Annotated in this window: 21 protein-coding genes; 18 read left to right on the top strand and 3 right to left on the bottom strand. The window is 33.3% G+C overall.

The genetic code is table 11. The annotated features are described in order from the left end of the window. Positions 1-11: 11 nt before the first annotated feature. The 3 genes from JV528_RS02320 to JV528_RS02310 all read left to right on the top strand — a co-directional run bounded on the left by JV528_RS02320 (position 12) and on the right by JV528_RS02310 (position 1782). The gene (locus JV528_RS02320) at positions 12-428 is read left to right on the top strand and encodes a MerR family transcriptional regulator (protein WP_000850016.1); all 417 of its coding nucleotides are present in this window, start codon (positions 12-14) and stop codon (positions 426-428) included. 69 nt (positions 429-497) lie between these two features. Then, complete coding sequence (locus tag JV528_RS02315) at positions 498-1346, top strand: aldo/keto reductase (RefSeq protein WP_204177242.1); 849 nt, start codon at positions 498-500, stop codon at positions 1344-1346. A 232-nt stretch (positions 1347-1578) separates the two neighbouring features. Further along, positions 1579-1782: a hypothetical protein gene (locus tag JV528_RS02310; RefSeq protein WP_000875475.1), complete on the top strand. Its 204-nt coding sequence runs from the start codon at positions 1579-1581 to the stop codon at positions 1780-1782. 83 nt (positions 1783-1865) lie between these two features. Here the strand turns inward: JV528_RS02310 and JV528_RS02305 are convergent, their stop codons facing one another. Together JV528_RS02305 and JV528_RS02300 are read right to left on the bottom strand one after the other, a co-directional pair. After that, a complete protein-coding gene (locus JV528_RS02305) occupies positions 1866-2012 on the bottom strand; it encodes a hypothetical protein (protein WP_224089413.1) in 147 nt (48 codons plus the stop codon). 54 nt (positions 2013-2066) lie between these two features. Next, positions 2067-2807, bottom strand: a complete 741-nt coding sequence (locus JV528_RS02300) for an NAD-dependent protein deacylase (RefSeq protein WP_078061120.1) — start codon at positions 2805-2807, stop codon at positions 2067-2069. Between the two features lie 241 nt (positions 2808-3048). On the opposite strand from JV528_RS02300, the gene JV528_RS02295 reads away from it, so the two are divergent. From JV528_RS02295 to JV528_RS02225, 15 genes are all read left to right on the top strand, one after another. Continuing rightward, on the top strand, positions 3049-3804 hold the full coding sequence (locus JV528_RS02295; RefSeq protein WP_001032743.1) for a DeoR/GlpR family DNA-binding transcription regulator: 756 nt from the start codon (positions 3049-3051) through the stop codon (positions 3802-3804). A 367-nt stretch (positions 3805-4171) separates the two neighbouring features. Further along, positions 4172-4600: a galactose-6-phosphate isomerase subunit LacA gene (gene lacA, locus JV528_RS02290; RefSeq protein ID WP_000974608.1), complete on the top strand. Its 429-nt coding sequence runs from the start codon at positions 4172-4174 to the stop codon at positions 4598-4600. Between the two features lie 15 nt (positions 4601-4615). Continuing rightward, positions 4616-5131 (top strand): galactose-6-phosphate isomerase subunit LacB, encoded by a 516-nt coding sequence (gene lacB / locus JV528_RS02285; RefSeq protein ID WP_204177241.1) that lies wholly within the window; start codon positions 4616-4618, stop codon positions 5129-5131. 12 nt (positions 5132-5143) lie between these two features. Further along, complete coding sequence (gene lacC / locus JV528_RS02280; protein ID WP_204254802.1) at positions 5144-6076, top strand: tagatose-6-phosphate kinase; 933 nt, start codon at positions 5144-5146, stop codon at positions 6074-6076. 3 nt (positions 6077-6079) lie between these two features. Next, positions 6080-7060 (top strand): tagatose-bisphosphate aldolase, encoded by a 981-nt coding sequence (gene lacD / locus JV528_RS02275; RefSeq protein ID WP_162635866.1) that lies wholly within the window; start codon positions 6080-6082, stop codon positions 7058-7060. Between the two features lie 21 nt (positions 7061-7081). Continuing rightward, a complete protein-coding gene (locus JV528_RS02270; protein ID WP_001078309.1) occupies positions 7082-7393 on the top strand; it encodes a PTS lactose/cellobiose transporter subunit IIA in 312 nt (103 codons plus the stop codon). Between the two features lie 5 nt (positions 7394-7398). After that, positions 7399-9111 (top strand): lactose-specific PTS transporter subunit EIIC, encoded by a 1713-nt coding sequence (locus JV528_RS02265; RefSeq protein ID WP_000983333.1) that lies wholly within the window; start codon positions 7399-7401, stop codon positions 9109-9111. A gap of 17 nt (positions 9112-9128) precedes the next feature. Next, the gene (lacG, locus tag JV528_RS02260) at positions 9129-10541 is read left to right on the top strand and encodes a 6-phospho-beta-galactosidase (RefSeq protein ID WP_000169224.1); all 1413 of its coding nucleotides are present in this window, start codon (positions 9129-9131) and stop codon (positions 10539-10541) included. Positions 10542-10806: 265 nt separating this feature from the next. After that, on the top strand, positions 10807-11676 hold the full coding sequence (locus JV528_RS02255) for an alpha/beta hydrolase (protein WP_204177239.1): 870 nt from the start codon (positions 10807-10809) through the stop codon (positions 11674-11676). A gap of 282 nt (positions 11677-11958) precedes the next feature. Continuing rightward, on the top strand, positions 11959-12960 hold the full coding sequence (locus JV528_RS02250) for an NADP-dependent oxidoreductase (protein ID WP_065315696.1): 1002 nt from the start codon (positions 11959-11961) through the stop codon (positions 12958-12960). 234 nt (positions 12961-13194) lie between these two features. Further along, positions 13195-14202, top strand: coding sequence for a zinc-binding alcohol dehydrogenase family protein (locus tag JV528_RS02245; protein ID WP_000781948.1), 1008 nt, complete (start codon positions 13195-13197; stop codon positions 14200-14202). A 307-nt stretch (positions 14203-14509) separates the two neighbouring features. Further along, positions 14510-16072, top strand: coding sequence for a BCCT family transporter (locus JV528_RS02240; RefSeq protein WP_065315695.1), 1563 nt, complete (start codon positions 14510-14512; stop codon positions 16070-16072). A gap of 174 nt (positions 16073-16246) precedes the next feature. Continuing rightward, the gene (gene amaP, locus JV528_RS02235; protein ID WP_000825818.1) at positions 16247-16783 is read left to right on the top strand and encodes an alkaline shock response membrane anchor protein AmaP; all 537 of its coding nucleotides are present in this window, start codon (positions 16247-16249) and stop codon (positions 16781-16783) included. Between the two features lie 12 nt (positions 16784-16795). Then, positions 16796-17035, top strand: a complete 240-nt coding sequence (locus tag JV528_RS02230; RefSeq protein ID WP_000002681.1) for a DUF2273 domain-containing protein — start codon at positions 16796-16798, stop codon at positions 17033-17035. A 63-nt stretch (positions 17036-17098) separates the two neighbouring features. Beyond that, a complete protein-coding gene (locus JV528_RS02225) occupies positions 17099-17608 on the top strand; it encodes an Asp23/Gls24 family envelope stress response protein (RefSeq protein WP_000215236.1) in 510 nt (169 codons plus the stop codon). A 160-nt stretch (positions 17609-17768) separates the two neighbouring features. On the opposite strand, the gene sfaD is transcribed toward JV528_RS02225, so the two are convergent. After that, positions 17769-19745 carry a D-ornithine--citrate ligase SfaD gene (gene sfaD / locus JV528_RS02220; protein ID WP_086037627.1) on the bottom strand — a complete coding sequence of 659 codons (1977 nt, stop codon included), beginning with the start codon at positions 19743-19745 and terminating at the stop codon, positions 17769-17771. Positions 19746-19749: the final 4 nt, after the last annotated feature.

Genomic DNA, 19749 nt, shown 5'->3' with positions numbered 1-19749 from the left:
GGATAGTCGCAATGAAAACTAAAGAAGTCGTAGCGCTCATGAATATATCTCAAGACACTTTAAGATATTATGAAAAGGTTGGTGTGGTTCCACCTGTTAATCGAGATGAAAATGGATATAGAATATATAATGATAGTGATTTAAATTGGATTTATTTAGTGAAAAATTTGCGAAATGCAGGCGTCAGTATTGAATCGCTTATCGAATTTTGTAGATTAGCGCAGCTTCCTAAAAATGAAAATATTCAAACACAGCAAAAGCAAATTTTAAATAAGCAACTCGAAGAATTAAATGAAAACTTAAAGACAATTCATGATGCGAGAGATTTACTACAATATAAAATTGATAATTATGATAATCATATTGCTAAAATCAATGCTAGTGATAATCATGATGACAATGTTGAACGTCTTTGGGAGAGAAAGTAATACTATGGTTTGCTATAGAGTTTGCTCCATGGTTTATAGTGAGCTTACAAGAAAAAGGAGGTTCATTTTATGAATCATATTGAAATAAGTAAAGATGTAAAGATACCAGTATTAGGTTTCGGAGTATTTCAAATTCCTCAAGAACAAACAGCAGAAGTGGTTAAAGAAGCAATTAAAGCGGGTTATAGACATATTGATACAGCACAAAGTTATTTAAATGAAACTGAAGTAGGTCAAGGTATTGAAGCTTCAGGTATTGATAGAAGTGAACTATTCATTACGACTAAAGTATGGATTGAAAATGTTAACTATGAAGATACTATCAAATCAATCGAACGATCATTACAACGATTAAATTTGGACTATCTTGATCTAGTGCTTATTCACCAACCTTATAATGATGTATATGGCTCATGGCGTGCATTAGAAGAGTTAAAAGAAAATGGTAAAATTAAAGCAATCGGTGTATCTAACTTCGGCGTTGATCGAATTGTAGATTTAGGTATTCACAATCAAATTCAACCACAAGTGAACCAAATAGAAATTAATCCATTCCATCAACAAGAAGAACAAGTTGCAGCACTTCAACAAGAAAATGTTGTGGTAGAAGCTTGGGCACCATTTGCAGAAGGTAAAAATCAATTATTCCAAAATCAATTGTTGCAGGCCATTGCAGATAAATACAACAAATCAATTGCACAAGTTATTTTACGCTGGTTAGTAGAACGTGACATTGTTGTACTCGCAAAATCAGTGAATCCAGAACGTATGGCTCAAAACTTAGATATATTTGATTTTGAACTTACAGAAGAAGATAAACAACAAATTGCGACATTAGAAGAAAGTAATAGCCAATTTTTCTCACATGCTGATCCAGAGATGATTAAAGCACTTACAAGCAGAGAATTAGATGTTTAATCATAATATAACAAAGTAAATAATTTACATTACACTAACCTGAAACTTGGATGTTAAAGTCTATGTTTCAGGTTATTTTATTACTCTTAAAAAGTGAAAGGAGCAAGCAAATAAGTTATTATGAATTTTTGTACTATGCAATAACTTAACTAAGATAATAATTATATTATTGATAATTTTATAAAATGAAGTATATAATGAATGTAGAATAAATTGTATAGGGGATAATAACATGAAATATAAACATTTTGCCATTATTACTTTAATTACAGGCATCGTCATGCTCACGGCAATGTACTTTGTACCATTTGAATATCATAAAATACCAATATTTGCAGGAATGGCGATTATTTTTACAGTCTATTTTAGTAATAAAAAATCTATTGATGAAACAAATATCTTTAGTAAGAAAAATCGCAATAAAAGTAAACAATAAAATGAGTTGTAAGCATAAGATTTACAGTTAATTTTTTACGAATGGGCCTTTAGCGATTGAAAATGTTATAAAGCAGCAACATCCTATTCAAACAAAAAACAATTCATCAAATGAAAATCGCTACAAAACCAAGGTATTTTGCACGCAATAATTAAAATTTTCCACTCATTATAATTCTGAATTCCAAATGTCGAATTCCGAAAACCAAACTCCGAATTCCAAAAACGCAACTACAAAATAAAAAGAATTTCCCTACTACTCGGGAAATGCTTTTTACGTACTGATTACTCTGTCATTAATGATTTTACAACGGAAACCATGTCGTCATGTATGACCAAAGTAGCGTCGTTATCATAAGGTGTTCGATCTTTATTGATAATAATTAAATTGTCGCCTTTAAAATTTGATATTAATCCTGCGGCAGGTTGTACAACGAGTGATGAACCTAGTACAACAAGGGTGTCAGCATGTTCAATTTTATTTAATGCCCGTATGATGGTAGGTTGATCTAACATTTCACCGTATAATACGATGTCCGGTCGAATGGCACCACCACAATTATCACAATGTTTCAAAGTTATATCAATGACATCTGACTTCGTATAAGATTTATGACATGCATTACAATAAAAACGATTTAACGTGCCATGTAATTCATCAACATGTTGACTTCCAGCGTCTGAGTGTAAACCATCGATATTTTGCGTGATGACACCTAAAGATTGTTGATTACGTTCTAATTTTGCAATCCAATCATGAACGATATTGGGCATCGTATCGACAAATAGTAAGCGCTTATGGCAGAAATTGATAAAACCTTCAGGATCATCTTCTAAATAATCACGGCTTAACAAGTATTCTGGTGAAAGCCCATCTTTTGAAATTTCATCAAATAAGCCACCCATTGAACGGAAATCTGGAACACCACTTGCGACAGATACACCAGCACCTGTGAAAAATGTAATATGATTCGAACTATCTATAATATGTTTTAGTGTCTCTAAATCATTTTTCAAACTAAACACCTCATCAAAATAATGAATGATTTATAACGTCTTTTGCTTTTATTATAGTATATTCATTTTACGATTATCAAAGGCGCAGTTTAAACAGTTCTTTTTAAAAATGAATTATACATATAATCGAACAGTTAAATTATATTAGTTTTTACGCAATTTTTATTATAGAATAAGCATGTATATTAAAATTGATGTCTAAACATAAAAGGTAATGCGCAATCGCCTAAATAAAGGAGGCAATTTTACATTGAATAAACATGAACGTTTGGACGAAATTGCTAAACTAGTGAATAAAAAGGGCACGATAAGAACGAATGAAATCGTCGAAGGTTTAAATGTGTCTGATATGACAGTTCGAAGAGATTTAATTGAATTGGAAAATAAAGGGATTTTAACGAAGATTCATGGTGGTGCACGCAGTAATTCAACATTTCAGTATAAAGAAATATCACATAAAGAAAAACATACTCGTCAAATTGCAGAAAAACGATTTATAGCTAGAAAAGCTGCATCATTAATTGAAGATGGGGATACTTTGTTTTTCGGACCGGGAACAACAGTGGAACTATTAGCAGAAGAAGTCAATCATCATACGCTCACAATTATAACGAATTGTTTGCCGGTGTATAAAATTTTGTTGGAAAAACAAACAGCACATTTTCGTGTCTATTTAATTGGTGGTGAAATGCGCCATATTACAGAAGCATTTGTAGGTGAAATGGCGAATGCCATGTTAGAAAAACTAAGATTTAGCAAGATGTTCTTTAGTAGTAACGCAGTAAATAAAGGTGCTGTGATGACATCTACATTAGATGAAGCCTATACGCAACAATTGGCACTAAGTAATTCAATTGAAAAATACTTGCTAATTGATCATACGAAAGTTGGCAAAGAAGATTTTACATCATTTTGTCAGTTAAACGAATTAACTGCAGTGGTTATGGATTATGAAGATGAAGAAAAAGTAGAAACGATTAAAACATATATTGAAGTAGTCGACTAAATTAAAAATATAACTGCATTGTTAAAATATGTGTCTATATGCTCATAAGTGAATGTGAATTTGCATTCATTTATGGGCTATTTTTTATGCAAATTTATGTAAACGGGAACCCCGACAAAGTTTTACTACAATTTCAGACGAATACCTAATTAAAACAACACCACAATTTGAATGTTCACTTATTGTTTGAAAATATGTCATAAACAAACAGATTGTAAACATATTATGTTGATTTATTGTTTGTTTATGTTTATAATTTAAACGTAATCAAATTGAAAGCCTTTTCTCAAGATTTTCATAACCTACAAATAAACATGTCACATTTTAAGAGAGGTATTTCAAAATTAAAGTAAAAAGGAGTCTTATTATGGCGATTATTATTGGTTCAGATGAAGCTGGCAAACGATTAAAAGAAGTCATCAAATCATACTTATTAGACAATAAATATGACGTTGTTGACGTAACAGAAGGACAGGAAGTTGACTTTGTTGATGCAACTTTGGCTGTAGCAAAAGATGTTCAAAGTCAAGAAGGTAACTTAGGTATTGTTATCGATGCATTTGGTGCAGGTAGCTTTATGGTTGCTACAAAAATCAAAGGCATGATTGCTGCTGAAGTATCAGATGAACGCTCTGGATATATGACTAGAGGCCATAACAATTCAAGAATGATCACTATGGGATCTGAAATTGTTGGAGACACATTAGCGAAAAATGTCGTTAAAGGTTTTGTTGAAGGTAAATACGATGGTGGTAGACACCAAATCCGCGTAGATATGCTTAATAAAATGTGCTAAGGAGGAAAAATTACTATGAAGATTTCATTAGGATGCGACCATATTGTTACAGATACAAAAATGCGTGTATCTGAATTTTTAAAATCAAAAGGACATGAAGTCATTGACGTAGGAACATACGATTTCACAAGAACACATTATCCAATTTTTGGTAAAAAAGTTGGCGAACAAGTTGTTAGCGGTAATGCAGACTTAGGTGTTTGTATTTGTGGAACAGGTGTTGGTATTAACAATGCTGTAAATAAAGTACCTGGCGTTCGTTCTGCACTAGTACGTGATATGACATCAGCGCTATATGCTAAAGAAGAATTAAATGCGAACGTTATTGGCTTTGGTGGACGTATTATTGGTGAGTTATTAATGTGCGATATTATCGATGCATTTATTAATGCTGAATATAAACCAACTGAAGAGAACAAAAAATTAATCGCTAAAATTAAACATTTAGAAACAAGCAATGCAGATCAAGCTGATCCACATTTCTTTGATGAATTCTTAGAAAAATGGGACAGAGGCGAATACCACGATTAAGGGACGACACATATGATTTTAACTTTAACATTAAATCCATCCGTTGATATTTCATACCCATTAACAGCATTGAAATTAGATGATGTTAATCGTGTTCAAGAAGTAAGTAAAACAGCTGGTGGTAAAGGTTTAAATGTAACAAGAGTACTTGCGCAAGTAGGTGAGCCAGTCCTTGCGAGTGGTTTTATTGGCGGTGAATTAGGTCAATTTATTGCTAAAAAATTAGATCATGCCGGCATCAAGCATGCATTTTATAACATTAAGGGTGAAACACGAAACTGCATTGCAATTTTACATGAAGGACAACAAACAGAAATTTTAGAGCAGGGACCGGCGATTGATAATCAAGAGGCTGCAGGATTTATTAAACATTTTGAGCAATTACTAGAAAAAGTTGAAGCAGTTGCTATTTCAGGTAGCTTACCAAAAGGATTAAATCAAGATTATTATGCACAAATCATTGAACGATGCCAAAACAAAGGTGTGCCTGTGATATTAGACTGCTCGGGTGCAACTTTGCAAACAGTATTAGAAAACCCTTATAAGCCAACAGTCATTAAACCAAACATTTCTGAATTATATCAGTTGCTTAACCAGCCACTTGATGAAAGTTTAGAAAGTTTGAAACAGGCAGTGTCACAACCCTTATTCGAAGGGATTGAGTGGATTATTGTGTCTTTAGGTGCACAAGGTGCGTTCGCTAAGCACAATCATACATTCTATAGAGTGAATATTCCGAAAATAAGCGTATTAAATCCGGTTGGTTCAGGTGATTCTACGGTTGCTGGAATTACTTCAGCAATTCTTAATCATGAAAACGACCACGATTTACTAAAAAAAGCCAATACTTTAGGCATGCTGAATGCGCAAGAAGCACAAACAGGTTATGTCAATTTAAATAATTATGATGATTTATTCAAACAAATTGAAGTTTTAGAGGTGTAAAAAATGTCAAAATCGAATCAAAAAATCGCATCAATTGAACAATTAAGTAATAACGAAGGTATCATTTCTGCATTAGCATTTGATCAACGTGGTGCTTTAAAGCGCATGATGGCAAAACATCAAACTGAAGAGCCAACTGTAGCTCAAATTGAACAATTAAAAGTATTAGTTGCGGAAGAATTAACACAATATGCATCTTCAATTTTATTAGATCCTGAATATGGTTTACCAGCTTCAGATGCACGTAACAAAGACTGTGGATTATTACTTGCTTATGAAAAAACTGGATATGACGTAAACGCTAAAGGTCGTTTACCTGACTGTTTAGTAGAGTGGTCTGCAAAACGTTTAAAAGAACAAGGTGCAAATGCTGTTAAATTCTTACTTTACTATGATGTTGATGATGCTGAAGAAATTAACATTCAAAAGAAAGCATACATTGAAAGAATCGGTTCAGAATGTGTTGCAGAAGACATTCCTTTCTTCTTAGAAGTATTAACATACGATGACAACATTCCTGATAACGGTAGTGTTGAATTCGCAAAAGTTAAGCCTAGAAAGGTTAACGAAGCAATGAAATTATTCTCAGAACCACGCTTTAATGTTGATGTATTGAAAGTTGAAGTACCAGTAAACATGAAGTATGTAGAAGGCTTTGCTGAAGGTGAAGTGGTTTATACAAAAGAGGAAGCGGCACAACACTTTAAAGATCAAGATGCAGCAACTCATTTACCATACATTTACTTAAGTGCTGGTGTTTCTGCGGAATTATTCCAAGAAACTTTAAAATTTGCTCACGAAGCTGGTGCTAAATTCAACGGGGTACTTTGTGGCCGTGCTACATGGTCTGGTGCTGTTCAAGTATACATTGAACAAGGTGAAGATGCTGCTCGTGAATGGTTACGTACAACTGGTTTCAAAAATATTGATGACTTAAATAAAGTATTAAAAGATACTGCGATATCTTGGAAACAAAGAAAATAAGTTTAAAAGGGGATTAATGCTATGAATAGAGAAGAAGTCCAATTATTAGGTTTTGAAATTGTTGCATTTGCAGGGGATGCACGTTCTAAGTTTTTAGAAGCATTAACAGCAGCTCAAGCTGGAGATTTTGCAAAAGCAGATGCATTGATTGAAGAAGGAAACAATTGCATTGCGGAAGCGCATAGAGCACAAACAAGCCTGTTGGCTAAAGAAGCGCAAGGTGATGATATTGCATACAGTGTAACGATGATGCATGGTCAAGACCATTTAATGACAACAATTTTACTGAAAGATTTAATGAAGCATTTATTAGAATTTTATAAAAGAGGGTGATGACAATGATGCAAAAATTGATCGCACAAATTGAAAAAGGGAAGCCATTTTTCGAGAAATTATCACGTAACATATATTTAAGAGCCATCCGTGATGGATTTATTTCTGCAATGCCTGTCATCTTATTCTCAAGTATCTTTCTATTAATTGCATACGTGCCAAATATATTTGGTTTTAAATGGGATAAAGGCATGGAAGCCATTTTAATGAAACCATATAACTATACGATGGGGCTTGTAGCATTTTTAGTAGCAGGAACGACAGCGAAATCTTTAACAGATTCATTTAACCGTAAGCTAGAAAGTACAAATCAAATTAACTTTATTTCTACAATGCTAGCAGCGATGTGTGGATTCTTGTTCTTAGCTTCTGATCCAGCCAAAGATGGTGGATTCTTAAGTGCATTTATGGGAACTAAAGGTTTATTAACAGCATTCTTATCAGCATTTGTAACTGTTATTGTTTATAACTTCTGTGTGAAGCGCAATATTACAATTAAAATGCCGAAAGAAGTACCGCCGAATATTTCACAAGTATTTAAGGACTTAATTCCATTTTCAGCGGTAATCATCATTCTTTATGCATTAGATTTAGTCATTCGCAACAGCTTTAAATCAAATGTAGCGGAAGGTATTTTAAAATTATTCGAACCATTATTTACAGCAGCAGATGGATGGATTGGTGTCACAATTATCTTTGGAGCCTTTGCATTATTCTGGTTTGTAGGAATTCATGGTCCATCAATAGTAGAACCAGCAATTGCAGCCATTACATATGCGAATATCGAAGCGAACTTCAAGTTGCTTCAAGCTGGAGAACACGCAGATAAAATTATTACATCAGGTACACAAATGTTTATCGTTACATTTGGGGGTACGGGTGCAACATTGGTTGTCCCGTTCATGTTTATGTGGATGACGAAATCTAAACGAAACAAAGCGATTGGACGTGCATCAGTTGTACCAACATTCTTTGGTGTAAACGAACCAATTTTATTTGGTGCACCACTAGTATTGAATCCTGTGTTCTTTATTCCATTTGTATTAGCACCAATTGTTAACGTATGGATTTTCAAACTTTTCGTTGAAGTGTTAGGAATGAATAGTTTTAGTGTGAATTTACCTTGGACAACACCAGGTCCATTGGGCATTATCATGGGTACAGGTTTTGGTTTATGGTCATTCGTACTAGCTATTACTTTGATTGTTGTAGATATTATTATTTACTACCCATTCCTAAAAGTTTATGATAGTGAAATTCTTGATGAAGAAGAAGGACGTAAAGAAAGTAATTCAGATTTAAAAGAAAAAGTTGCAGCAAACTTTGATACGAAAAAAGCTGATTCAATTTTAGCTGCAAGTGGTGTATCAGAAGATGCAGCTAAAGCTTCAAATATCACAGAACAAACAAATGTCTTAGTACTTTGTGCCGGTGGTGGTACAAGTGGATTATTAGCCAACGCACTTAATAAAGCAGCTGAAGAATATCATGTGCCAGTGAAAGCGGCAGCTGGCGGATATGGCGCACATATGGACATTATGAAAGAGTACCAATTAATCATTTTAGCGCCACAAGTTGCGTCTAACTATGAAGATATTAAGCAAGATACAGATAGATTAGGTATTAAATTAGCGAAGACTCAAGGTGCTGAATATATCAAATTGACACGAGATGGCCAAGCAGCCCTTGATTTCGTTCAACAACAATTTGAAAATTAAGAATAGGAGTTTTTCATATGACTAAAACATTACCTGAAGATTTTATTTTTGGTGGAGCAACAGCAGCATATCAAGCAGAAGGTGCGACAAATACGGATGGTAAAGGTCGCGTAGCATGGGATACGTATTTAGAAGAAAACTATTGGTACACTGCAGAACCAGCGAGTGATTTTTATAACAGATATCCAGTGGATTTAGAATTAAGTGAAAAATTCGGTGTTAATGGTATCCGTATTTCAATTGCATGGTCTCGTATCTTCCCAAATGGATATGGCGAAGTTAACCCTAAAGGTGTTGAGTATTACCATAAGTTATTTGCAGAATGTCATAAACGTCATGTTGAACCATTTGTAACATTGCATCATTTTGATACACCAGAAGTGTTACATAAAGATGGCGATTTTCTAAATCGTAAAACGATTGACTACTTTGTAGATTATGCTGAATATTGTTTTAAAGAATTCCCAGAAGTAAAATATTGGACTACATTCAATGAAATTGGACCAATTGGTGATGGCCAATATTTAGTAGGTAAATTCCCTCCAGGTATTAAATATGATTTTGAAAAAGTATTCCAATCACATCATAACATGATGGTGGCTCATGCTAGAGCAGTAAAATTATTTAAAGATGGTGGCTATCAAGGAGAAATTGGTGTTGTACACGCATTGCCAACAAAATATCCGTTCGATCCATCAAATCCTGAAGATGTTCGTGCAGCAGAATTAGAAGATATCATCCATAATAAATTCATCTTAGATGCAACATATTTAGGTAAGTATTCTCGTGAAACGATGGAAGGTGTGCAACATATCTTATCTGTTAATGGCGGTAAATTAAACATTACAGATGAAGATTATGCCATTTTAGATGCAGCCAAAGATTTAAACGACTTCTTAGGTATCAATTACTACATGAGTGACTGGATGAGAGGTTACGATGGAGAATCTGAAATCACGCATAATGCGACAGGTGATAAAGGCGGTTCTAAATACCAACTTAAAGGTGTCGGACAACGTGAATTTGATGTCGACGTACCTCGCACAGACTGGGACTGGATGATCTATCCTCAAGGTTTATATGATCAAATCATGCGTGTTGTTAAAGATTATCCTAACTATCATAAGATTTATATCACTGAAAATGGTTTAGGATATAAAGATGAATTTATTGAATCTGAAAAAACAGTTCATGATGATGCACGTATTGATTATGTAAGACAACATTTAAACGTTATTGCAGATGCTATTAAAGATGGTGCAAATGTTAAAGGTTACTTTATTTGGTCATTAATGGATGTGTTCTCTTGGTCAAATGGTTATGAAAAACGATATGGTTTATTCTATGTCGATTTTGAGACTCAAGAACGCTATCCTAAGAAAAGTGCTTATTGGTACAAAGAGTTAGCCGAAACAAAAGAAATTAAATAATTAAAGATATTAAAAGGCCTATCAGTCGAGTGCTGGTAGGTCTTTATTTATAAAAAGAGATAAATTAAACATGCATATACATATTTATATATTAATCAATGGGTGACACACGATTGAAAGTTAAATAAGCAATCAATTAACAAACGTTAACGGACAACTTTCCAAAGTCATATTAAAAGTTAATGATGTATTCAAAATCAACTAAAGGACATTTTTAATCACATCCTTTATACTTATATAAAAGACATGAATGGGAGTTAAAAGTGTGAAGAAAATTTTTGTAATTATTACGACATTGTTAGCGGTCGCTATTATTATAGGCTCTATTATTACGGTGGTGTTTAGTCAACGACAGGCACAAACATTTAAAATACAACAACAGCAATTTGTTAAAAAGCCAATTCCAACATTGTTCTTACATGGATTTGGTGGTAGTGCCAACTCTGAAAAATTTATGGTGAAGCAAGCAGAAAAAAGAGGGGTAACTAAAGATATCATCACTGCTTACGTTTCAAAGGATGGTGCAGTGACATTTAAAGGGAAACTAAGTAAAGATGCAGTGAATCCTATTGTGAAAATTGAACTTGAAAATAACAGACAAGGCTATTTGGATAAGAATGCTGCGTGGTTTAAAAATGTACTGACTAAGTTACAATCTGAATACAATTTCGATAAATTCAACTTTGTCGGTCACTCAATGGGGAACTTAACATTTGCACAATATATGATGACATATGGTAACGACAAGTCACTGCCACAGTTAAACAAACAAGTGAATATTGCAGGGACATTTAATGGTGTTTTAAATATGAATGAAGATGTCAATGAAATTACAGTTGATAAAGATGGTAAACCAAGTCGAATGAATCAACCTTATCAGCAATTACGCGTGCTAAAAGATATTTATAAAGGTAAAGGTATCGAAGTGCTAAATATTTATGGAGATTTGAAAGATGGTACACAATCAGACGGCAGAGTGTCTAATAGTTCTTCGAAATCATTAAAATATTTACTGGGAAATAGTCCGAAAAGTTATCGAGAATCTAAATATGAAGGTGAGTCTGCACAGCATAGTCAGCTTCATGAGAATGAAAATATTGCTAATGAGTTGATCGACTTCTTATGGAAAAAATAAAGCAACTGCTAGTTTTTCTGGGGCAAAAAAGCTTGTAATATTAGAGCTTTTCAAAAATTATCTATTGTTTTAGAGTTTCCATAAAATGTCTAAGTCGTAACATTTTTAATTTATGTTTATAGCAAATATAATGTGGTTGAAGTTACATGAATGAATCAGTGCTTAAGTCAAAATATAACAACTAAGAATGTATTTGCATACAGACATCACGAAGACACAATTCAAACTTAACGCTTAGGTAACAAATAAGTAAAAGTTTCAAATAAAGAAAGGTGATTAATGATGCAAAATAAACAAATACTTTTTAATAAAATACCAGAAGGCATGCCTCAAGAGGATACATTCAAAATTGAAGATGTTGACACGCCTAAACTTGAGAGCGATGGTGTACTTGTACAAACACTGTATATTTCAGTGGATCCATATATGAGAGGACGTATGACTAAGGCAGATTCGTATGTACAGCCTTTTGAAATTGGTAAACCGATTGTTAGCCATGTCGTTGCAAAAGTAATTGATTCGACACTCGCAGATTATAAAAAAGGAGATGTCGTTGTAGGTATGTTGCCTTGGCGAATCATTAATCATGTCCAAGCGGATCAAATTACTAAAGTTCCAACGACAGATGTACCACTTGATTTATATTTAAGTGTTTTAGGAATGCCAGGACAAACAGCATATCATGGTTTGCTTGATATTGGACAACCTAAAGACGGTGATACTGTTGTGGTTTCAGCTGCATCTGGTGCTGTAGGTTCAGTTGTAGGTCAAATTGCTAAGATTAAAGGTTGCCGTGTAGTAGGTATTGCGGGTGGCGACAAAAAAGTAAATTATTTAACAGAGACACTGGGCTTTGACGCTGGTATTGATTATAAGAAAGAGGATTTTGCAGAAGCGTTAGCACAAGCAGTACCAGATGGTATTGATGTTTATTTTGAAAATGTTGGTGGTACAGTTGGCGATGAAGTATTTAAGCATTTAAATCGTTTTGCACGTGTACCAGTATGTGGCGCAATTTCGTCATATAATCATCCTGAAGCAGATATCGGACCACGTATTCAAGGTACGCTTATTAAGAAGCAAGTAATGATGAGAGGCTTCTTAGTAAGTGAATTCGCTGATGATTTTAAAGAAGCTAGTGAACAGCTTGCAACATGGGTTCAAGAAGGTAAAATTCAGTCACAAGTAACTATTGAAGATGGTTTTGAAAATGCGCCACGTGCATTTAAAAATTTATTTACTGGCGATAACTTTGGTAAACAAGTTATTAAAGTAACGGAATAATAAAGTATACGTTTTCACAAACCAATTTTGTTAATTGACCAAAATTTAATAACTTTCTTATCTAAAGCAAATTTGTTCAGTAACATGGTAGAAATAAGTCTAAAATGTAATACAAAAGTCGTCTGTAATTATTTATATATTCAAATGAAAAAGGAGTCATGATGCTGCGATATAAGCACACATGACTTCTATTTTGTATAATAAGAAATAAGTTCATAAATGAGGTGAAACGATATGAAAATGATAGGATTTGAAAAGCCCTTTAAATTGGAAGAAGGAAATTTATTTAAAGTATACGAACAAAGAAAGCCAACGCCAGAAAACGATGATATCTTAGTCAAAGTAAATAGCATTAGTGTAAATCCTGTAGATACAAAGCAACGACAAATGGAAGTCACTCAAGTACCTCGTGTACTTGGATTTGATGCTATTGGTACTGTTGAAGCTATCGGACCAGACGTTACATTATTTAGTCCGGGTGACGTTGTATTTTATGCTGGATCGCCAAATAGACAAGGATCAAATGCGACATATCAATTGGTGTCAGAAGCTATAGTTGCAAAAGCGCCACACAACATAAGTGCTAATGAAGCGGTTAGTCTACCGCTAACTGGTATTACGGCATATGAAACGTTTTTTGATACATTTAAAATTTCACATAATCCTTCTGAAAATGTAGGTAAATCCATGTTAATCATTAATGGCGCTGGGGGTGTAGGAAGTATTGCCACTCAAATTGCTAAACGGTATGGTTTAACTGTCATTACAACAGCATCACGACAAGAAACAACAGAGTGGTGTGAAAAGATGGGCGCAGATATCGTATTGAATCATAAAGAGGATTTAGTGCGTCAATTTAAAGAAAAAGAAATTCCATTAGTAGATTATATATTTTGCACCTATAATACAGACTTGTATTACAATACTATGATTGAACTGATAAAACCGTTAGGGCATATTACAACTATCGTAGCTTTTAATGAAGATCAAGATTTAAATGCATTAAAATTAAAAAGTATAACATTTACACATGAATTTATGTTTGCGCGTCCAATTCATCGAACGCCTGATATGATTAAACAACATGAGTATTTAGAAGATATTACGAAAAATATAGAATCAGGACATTACCAACCAACAACGACACAAGTTTTTGAAGGTTTATCACCTGAAAACTTATATCAAGCACATCAATTGTTGGAAAAACAATCAATGATTGGGAAATTAGTAATTAATATATAGATTAGTAAGTAAAGTCGCCTTATGCAGAAAATACTGTATAGGGCGACTTATTTTTTGTGTTTAGCGACTATTGATTCTAAAGGGAAATATGGCAACTTTGCAGGTATCAATTCAATAATGCATTAGAAAGGTATTACTTAAATACAATAAAATACTTTGTTGTTCAATGATAAATAATTTGAGTGTGGTTTATATATCATTTTTAAAAGATAAAGCATTATTAATTGTGTCTATATAAAATTACAAATGATTAAAATGTTGCAGTTGTGGGTATGAACTTACCATTACACAGAAAGGGTTTGTATTTATGAAAAATAAATCAGTAAGTCTAGTGTTTTGGGTATCGTTAGTGATTTGTACGATATTTGTTGCTTTTGGTGCCATATTTCCGAAACAGTTAGAAAAACTCACGCAAAACATTACTACATTTATTGCGCTGCATTTTTCTTGGTATTATTTATTGCTCGTTTTAGTTATTTTATTTGTCTGTGTGTATATTTTATTTTCAAGATACGCAAACATTACATTAGGTGAAGAAGGTGAAGACCCAGAATTTTCATTGCCATCTTGGTTTGCCATGTTATTTAGTGCTGGTATGGGAATAGGACTTGTGTTCTGGACAACGGCAGAACCAATCAGTCATGCCTTCAAATTAACGCCTATTCATAAAGCTGGCACGCAATCTGCAATTAATGATGCAATGCAGTTTTCATTTTTCCATTGGGGTATTCATGCATGGGCAGTCTATGGTATTGTCGCGCTTGTGTTTGCATATTTTAGCTTTCATAAAGGATATCCTGGCTTAGTCAGCGCTACATTGACGCCTTTATTAGGTGAAAAAGCAATGCGTGGCCCTTTAGGTGGTGCCATTGATGTATTGGCAGTCATAGCTACAGTCACAGGCGTTGCTGCAACATTAGGTTTCGGTGCATTGCAAATAAACGAAGGTTTACATTTTTTATTTAATGTACCGAGTAACTTCACGATGCAAGTAATCTTGATTGTCATTGCAACCATATTATTTACTTGGTCAGCATGGTCAGGTATCGATAAAGGTATCAAAACGTTGAGTAATATCAACATGTTATTTGCTTTTGTAGTACTTATTGGTCTTTTTATTGTTGGGCCAACGCTTTACATTTTAAATACATTTACGAATGGTCTAGGTAATTATATTGCAAATTTCTTTAGTATGAGTTTACGCATTCCGTCTGGCGGTCAAAAATTCCAATGGTTACAAAATTGGACAATCTTTTACTGGGCATGGTGGATATCTTGGGCACCATTTGTAGGTATATTTATTGCACGTGTGTCAAAAGGACGTACGATTAAAGAATTTATTCTAGGTGTACTTTTTGTCCCGGCGTTAGTTTGCTTTATATTCTTTGCGGTATTCGGCGCGTCAGCAATTTACTTACAAGATAATCATATTGCCGATATTGCTAAAGCTGCGACAGAAACAGCAACTTTTGCAACGCTACAACATTATCCGCTAGGTTTTGTATTAAGCTTAATTACTTTACTTGTTATTATGATTTTCTTTGTTACATCAGCGGATTCGGCAACTTATGTTTTAGGTATGTTGAGTTCAAGTGGTGATATTAATCCGAAGTCATTTGTCAAAGTGAGTTGGGGTATCATTATGGCATTATTTGCAATCATCATGATTTACACAGGTGGTACTCAAGCGATTCAAAATTTATTAATCATTGCTGCGTTACCATTTTCCGTGGTCATTATAGCGATGATATGGTCGCTTTTAAAATCTTTGAGTGAGGAGAAACCGAGAAATAGTAATAAGGTTTTAATTAAACATCGTGACCCAGATATTTTAGAATATCGTTCTTCAAAACATATTGACGAAAATTAATTAAAAATTAGGTTTCATTAATATGAACTAGGGAATATATTACTAAATGGTACTTCATCTTATATATTAAAAATAAATTTATAGTTATTAATTTATTATGTTTAAGAAAAAATCTGATGGGTACATATTTAATATGTTTTTAAATTAACTTTAACTAAGGAGGTGTCGTTAGGGGTGAAACGACTTAAAAACTTTATCCTTGGCTTATTAATAGTAGTAATCGTGGGGTTCCTGTTATTCATGTATATCCAAGATGGACGTATAACTGAATATCAAGACTACTTCCTTCAATTTGAATGGTTCCAACCATTACTTATTTCACTTGCTGCACTATTGATATTAATAGGTCTTATATTAGTATTTAGTATCTTCAAACCTACGCATCGAAAACCTGGATTATACAAAGACTTCGATGATGGTCATGTTTACGTATCTCGTAAAGCTGTTGAAAAGACGGCATTCGATACGGTTGCAAAATATGATCAAGTAAGACAACCAAATGTAGTTGCGAAACTATATAACAAAAAAAATAAATCTTATATCGACATTAAAACTGACTTTTTCGTACCAAATAATGTTCAAGTTCAATCTTTAACTGAAGCAATTCGTGCGGATATTAAAAAGAATGTAGAATATTTCACAGAAATGCCAGTACGTAAGTTAGAAGTTAATGTGAGAGATCAGAAAACTTCTGGTCCACGAGTGTTGTAAGGGAGGTATATCATGGCTAACAATCATAACCAAAACGGACAAGACTCTACACAACAAGTGATTAATTTTTTAAAAGTGTTTAAATGGAGAATCGTTGGTTTCCTAGCGTTTCTATTAATCGCGATATTATTCTTAACGTTAGGTTTTTGGAAAACAATACTTATCATCGTTTTATGTTTAATTGGTGTGGGTATTGGGTATATAAAAGACCGTAAGCAAGATTTTATGAATTTTTTAAATCGATGGAGTTAATTCATCAATTTAGAATTTAATTAAAAAAATATAAAAAAACAATAAGTTAAAGGAGAATCTATTATGACTGTAGATAACAATAAAGCAAAACAAGCATACGACAATCAAACTGGTGTTAACGAAAAAGAAAGAGAAGAGCGTCAAAAACAACAAGAACAAAATCAAGAGCCTCAATTCAAAAATAAATTAACTTTCTCTGATGAAGTTGTTGAAAAAATTGCTGGTATCGCTGCACGTGAAGTTAAAGGTATCTTAGACATGAAAGGCGGCTTAACTGATACATTCACTAATGCATTCTCAAGTGGCAACAACGTTACACAAGGTGTATCTGTTGAAGTTGGTGAAAAACAAGCTGCTGTAGACTTAAAAGTAATTTTAGAATATGGTGAATCAGCACCTAAAATCTTCCGTAAAGTAACTGAATTAGTAAAAGAACAAGTTAAATATATTACTGGTTTAGATGTTGTTGAAGTTAACATGCAAGTTGACGATGTAATGACTCAAAAAGAATGGAAACAAAAACACGAAAAAAATAATGAAAACAATAACCAAGAAAGACAAGGTTTACAATAAGTTATTCGATAAAAAAGCTCGGCACTCAATTTAAGTGCCGAGCTTTTTTGTGATTTTTAATAATTTGAACATGGGAGATGCGTTATACTCTCATGTGTATAGATTGTATTTAATAAGTTAATGTAATCTTTGAGCTCACGATTAATAAAATTCTATAATTTTAATTATTTTCTCGATACAAAGGGTTATTAACTTTAATATAAGTATAATGATGTGCCTCATCTTCAAGACGCATTGTTGTAACACACTTATAATCTATAAATGGCGCGAACATGGTATCTTTAATTTCATTTATGCGATTCTCATTTACTTGATTAGATTTGTGTGTCGAAAGTACAAGTTGATCAAAGATGTTATCTAGTACATCACGAACGATATACCACATATGTCTTTCTAAGTTTGAATCATTTGATGCTTTAGAGATTGTAAGAATTAATTCGCCTAAATGGTTTTGAACGGTAGAATAAAAGGCTTTGTTAAACACAGACGTTTTTGAATCAGTAAGAATTCTTGATTTTTCATGGAAATGAGATGTACTGTATCCCATTTCATTTAGTTGTGCTTTATCAATTCTTAAACCTTCAAAGTCTCTAATATACATCGTGTCCAATAGACCATCTTTTCGGAATGTTGCAATAGCATTTTGCAAGTGAGCCTCTAATGCAATGCCATATTTAGTAACTAGTGGGATTACAAGACCAAGCAATGCTTTACTATAAGTTTCGACCCACGATTTCGCCGATGATTCAAAATCAGACAATGATGCAGCTGATTGATAACGTTTAATCAATGTCACGATAGGTGATTCATTGTTAAATGGGTAGGTTGCAACTAAGCTTGAAGGAATCATTGGTGTGACTTCTTGTGGAATCATTTGGTATATGTTTTTTCTAAATAATGTACCTAATTGTTCACTTCGTTCAGTTTGATAGTCTGCTTCGTCTTGCTCATTATAAAAATGAATACCAGCAACTTCATCAATAATTGTTGATGCATAGGACTTAAATATGACATCTTTCTCCAAAATATCATTTAAAATACGTGTCATTAGTGGACCATTGTGCGTCGTTTGTTCTGATAATGTACGAATTTCACCTGTAATATGAACGTTTGTCGACAATTTGATGTGTGGCGACATAGCTGGGTATTTAGGAACTAATGTTCTGAAAGATAAACCAGCATAATAATCCAACGTATGTTTTGCTTCAATGATTAATTTTTTATCTACTTCTGCTTGATAATCAGAATGTAATACGTCATCTAATTGCCATGGATGTACAATCATAATGTGATAATCATTAAAGTTAAAGTTTGGCGTAAATTCATTTTCCAATTGTTTAATTAAGTCCGGAAATAGTTGATGAACAGTTGTATCATAATCTTTAGACAGTGACATAGTACGGCTTAATTTACTGTGAATCAGTACTATTTTCAACTTAATAGGTTGATTGAATTCTGAAGAATATAGGAATGTTTGTAATGCATTTAAACCTTTACGTAATTTAGCCCCAGGATGTAGCGGATGACCTTCAATAACGGCTTGCTCTGAACGCAAGTAACTATCTTCGCTATTTTCGATAATATTAAATAAAGGTGCAGAATCATGTTGCATTGACAGTGCTTGATAGCTAATTGCAAATGTCATATTAGTTGCACTGTTTATTAAATCTTGCTGAAATTGATCACTAGCAGCATTTTTTAAATCTGGTGCTTCAATTAAAATACACTCAAGAATTTCATTTGGATGGTGTACTCGTGTAATCGTATTTGTAATGTCATCTTTAATGTAGAAAGGGCCTTCAACATCAATTCGATCAAAGGCGTGTTCTCCAGTGATAGGAGCATATAATGTTTGCTTAGCTTGTGGGAACTGGATTTCTAGTATATGAGTCGTTGAGATATCTAACATAATCAAATCACGGCTCAATATTTTCTTACTTTGAGTACGCGCTTTAACTAAGTTTTCGCGATGCATTGATGTGACTAATCTCTGAGTGACTTTATCTCTTCCTTGTAAAATCATCTCTTTAAAAATATTAGCCCAATCGCTATTATGTTGTTGTAAAAATAAATATGTTTCTTGTTCTTCTTTGTTAAATTTTAATGTCTGTTCTTTAAAAATTAAGTTCAAGTTCATAATT

It is taken from the genome of Staphylococcus sp. GDB20D11A, from assembly GCF_016893255.1.
Lineage (GTDB): Bacteria > Bacillota > Bacilli > Staphylococcales > Staphylococcaceae > Staphylococcus > Staphylococcus aureus.
This window is presented reverse-complemented; position numbering and strand designations above follow the sequence as displayed.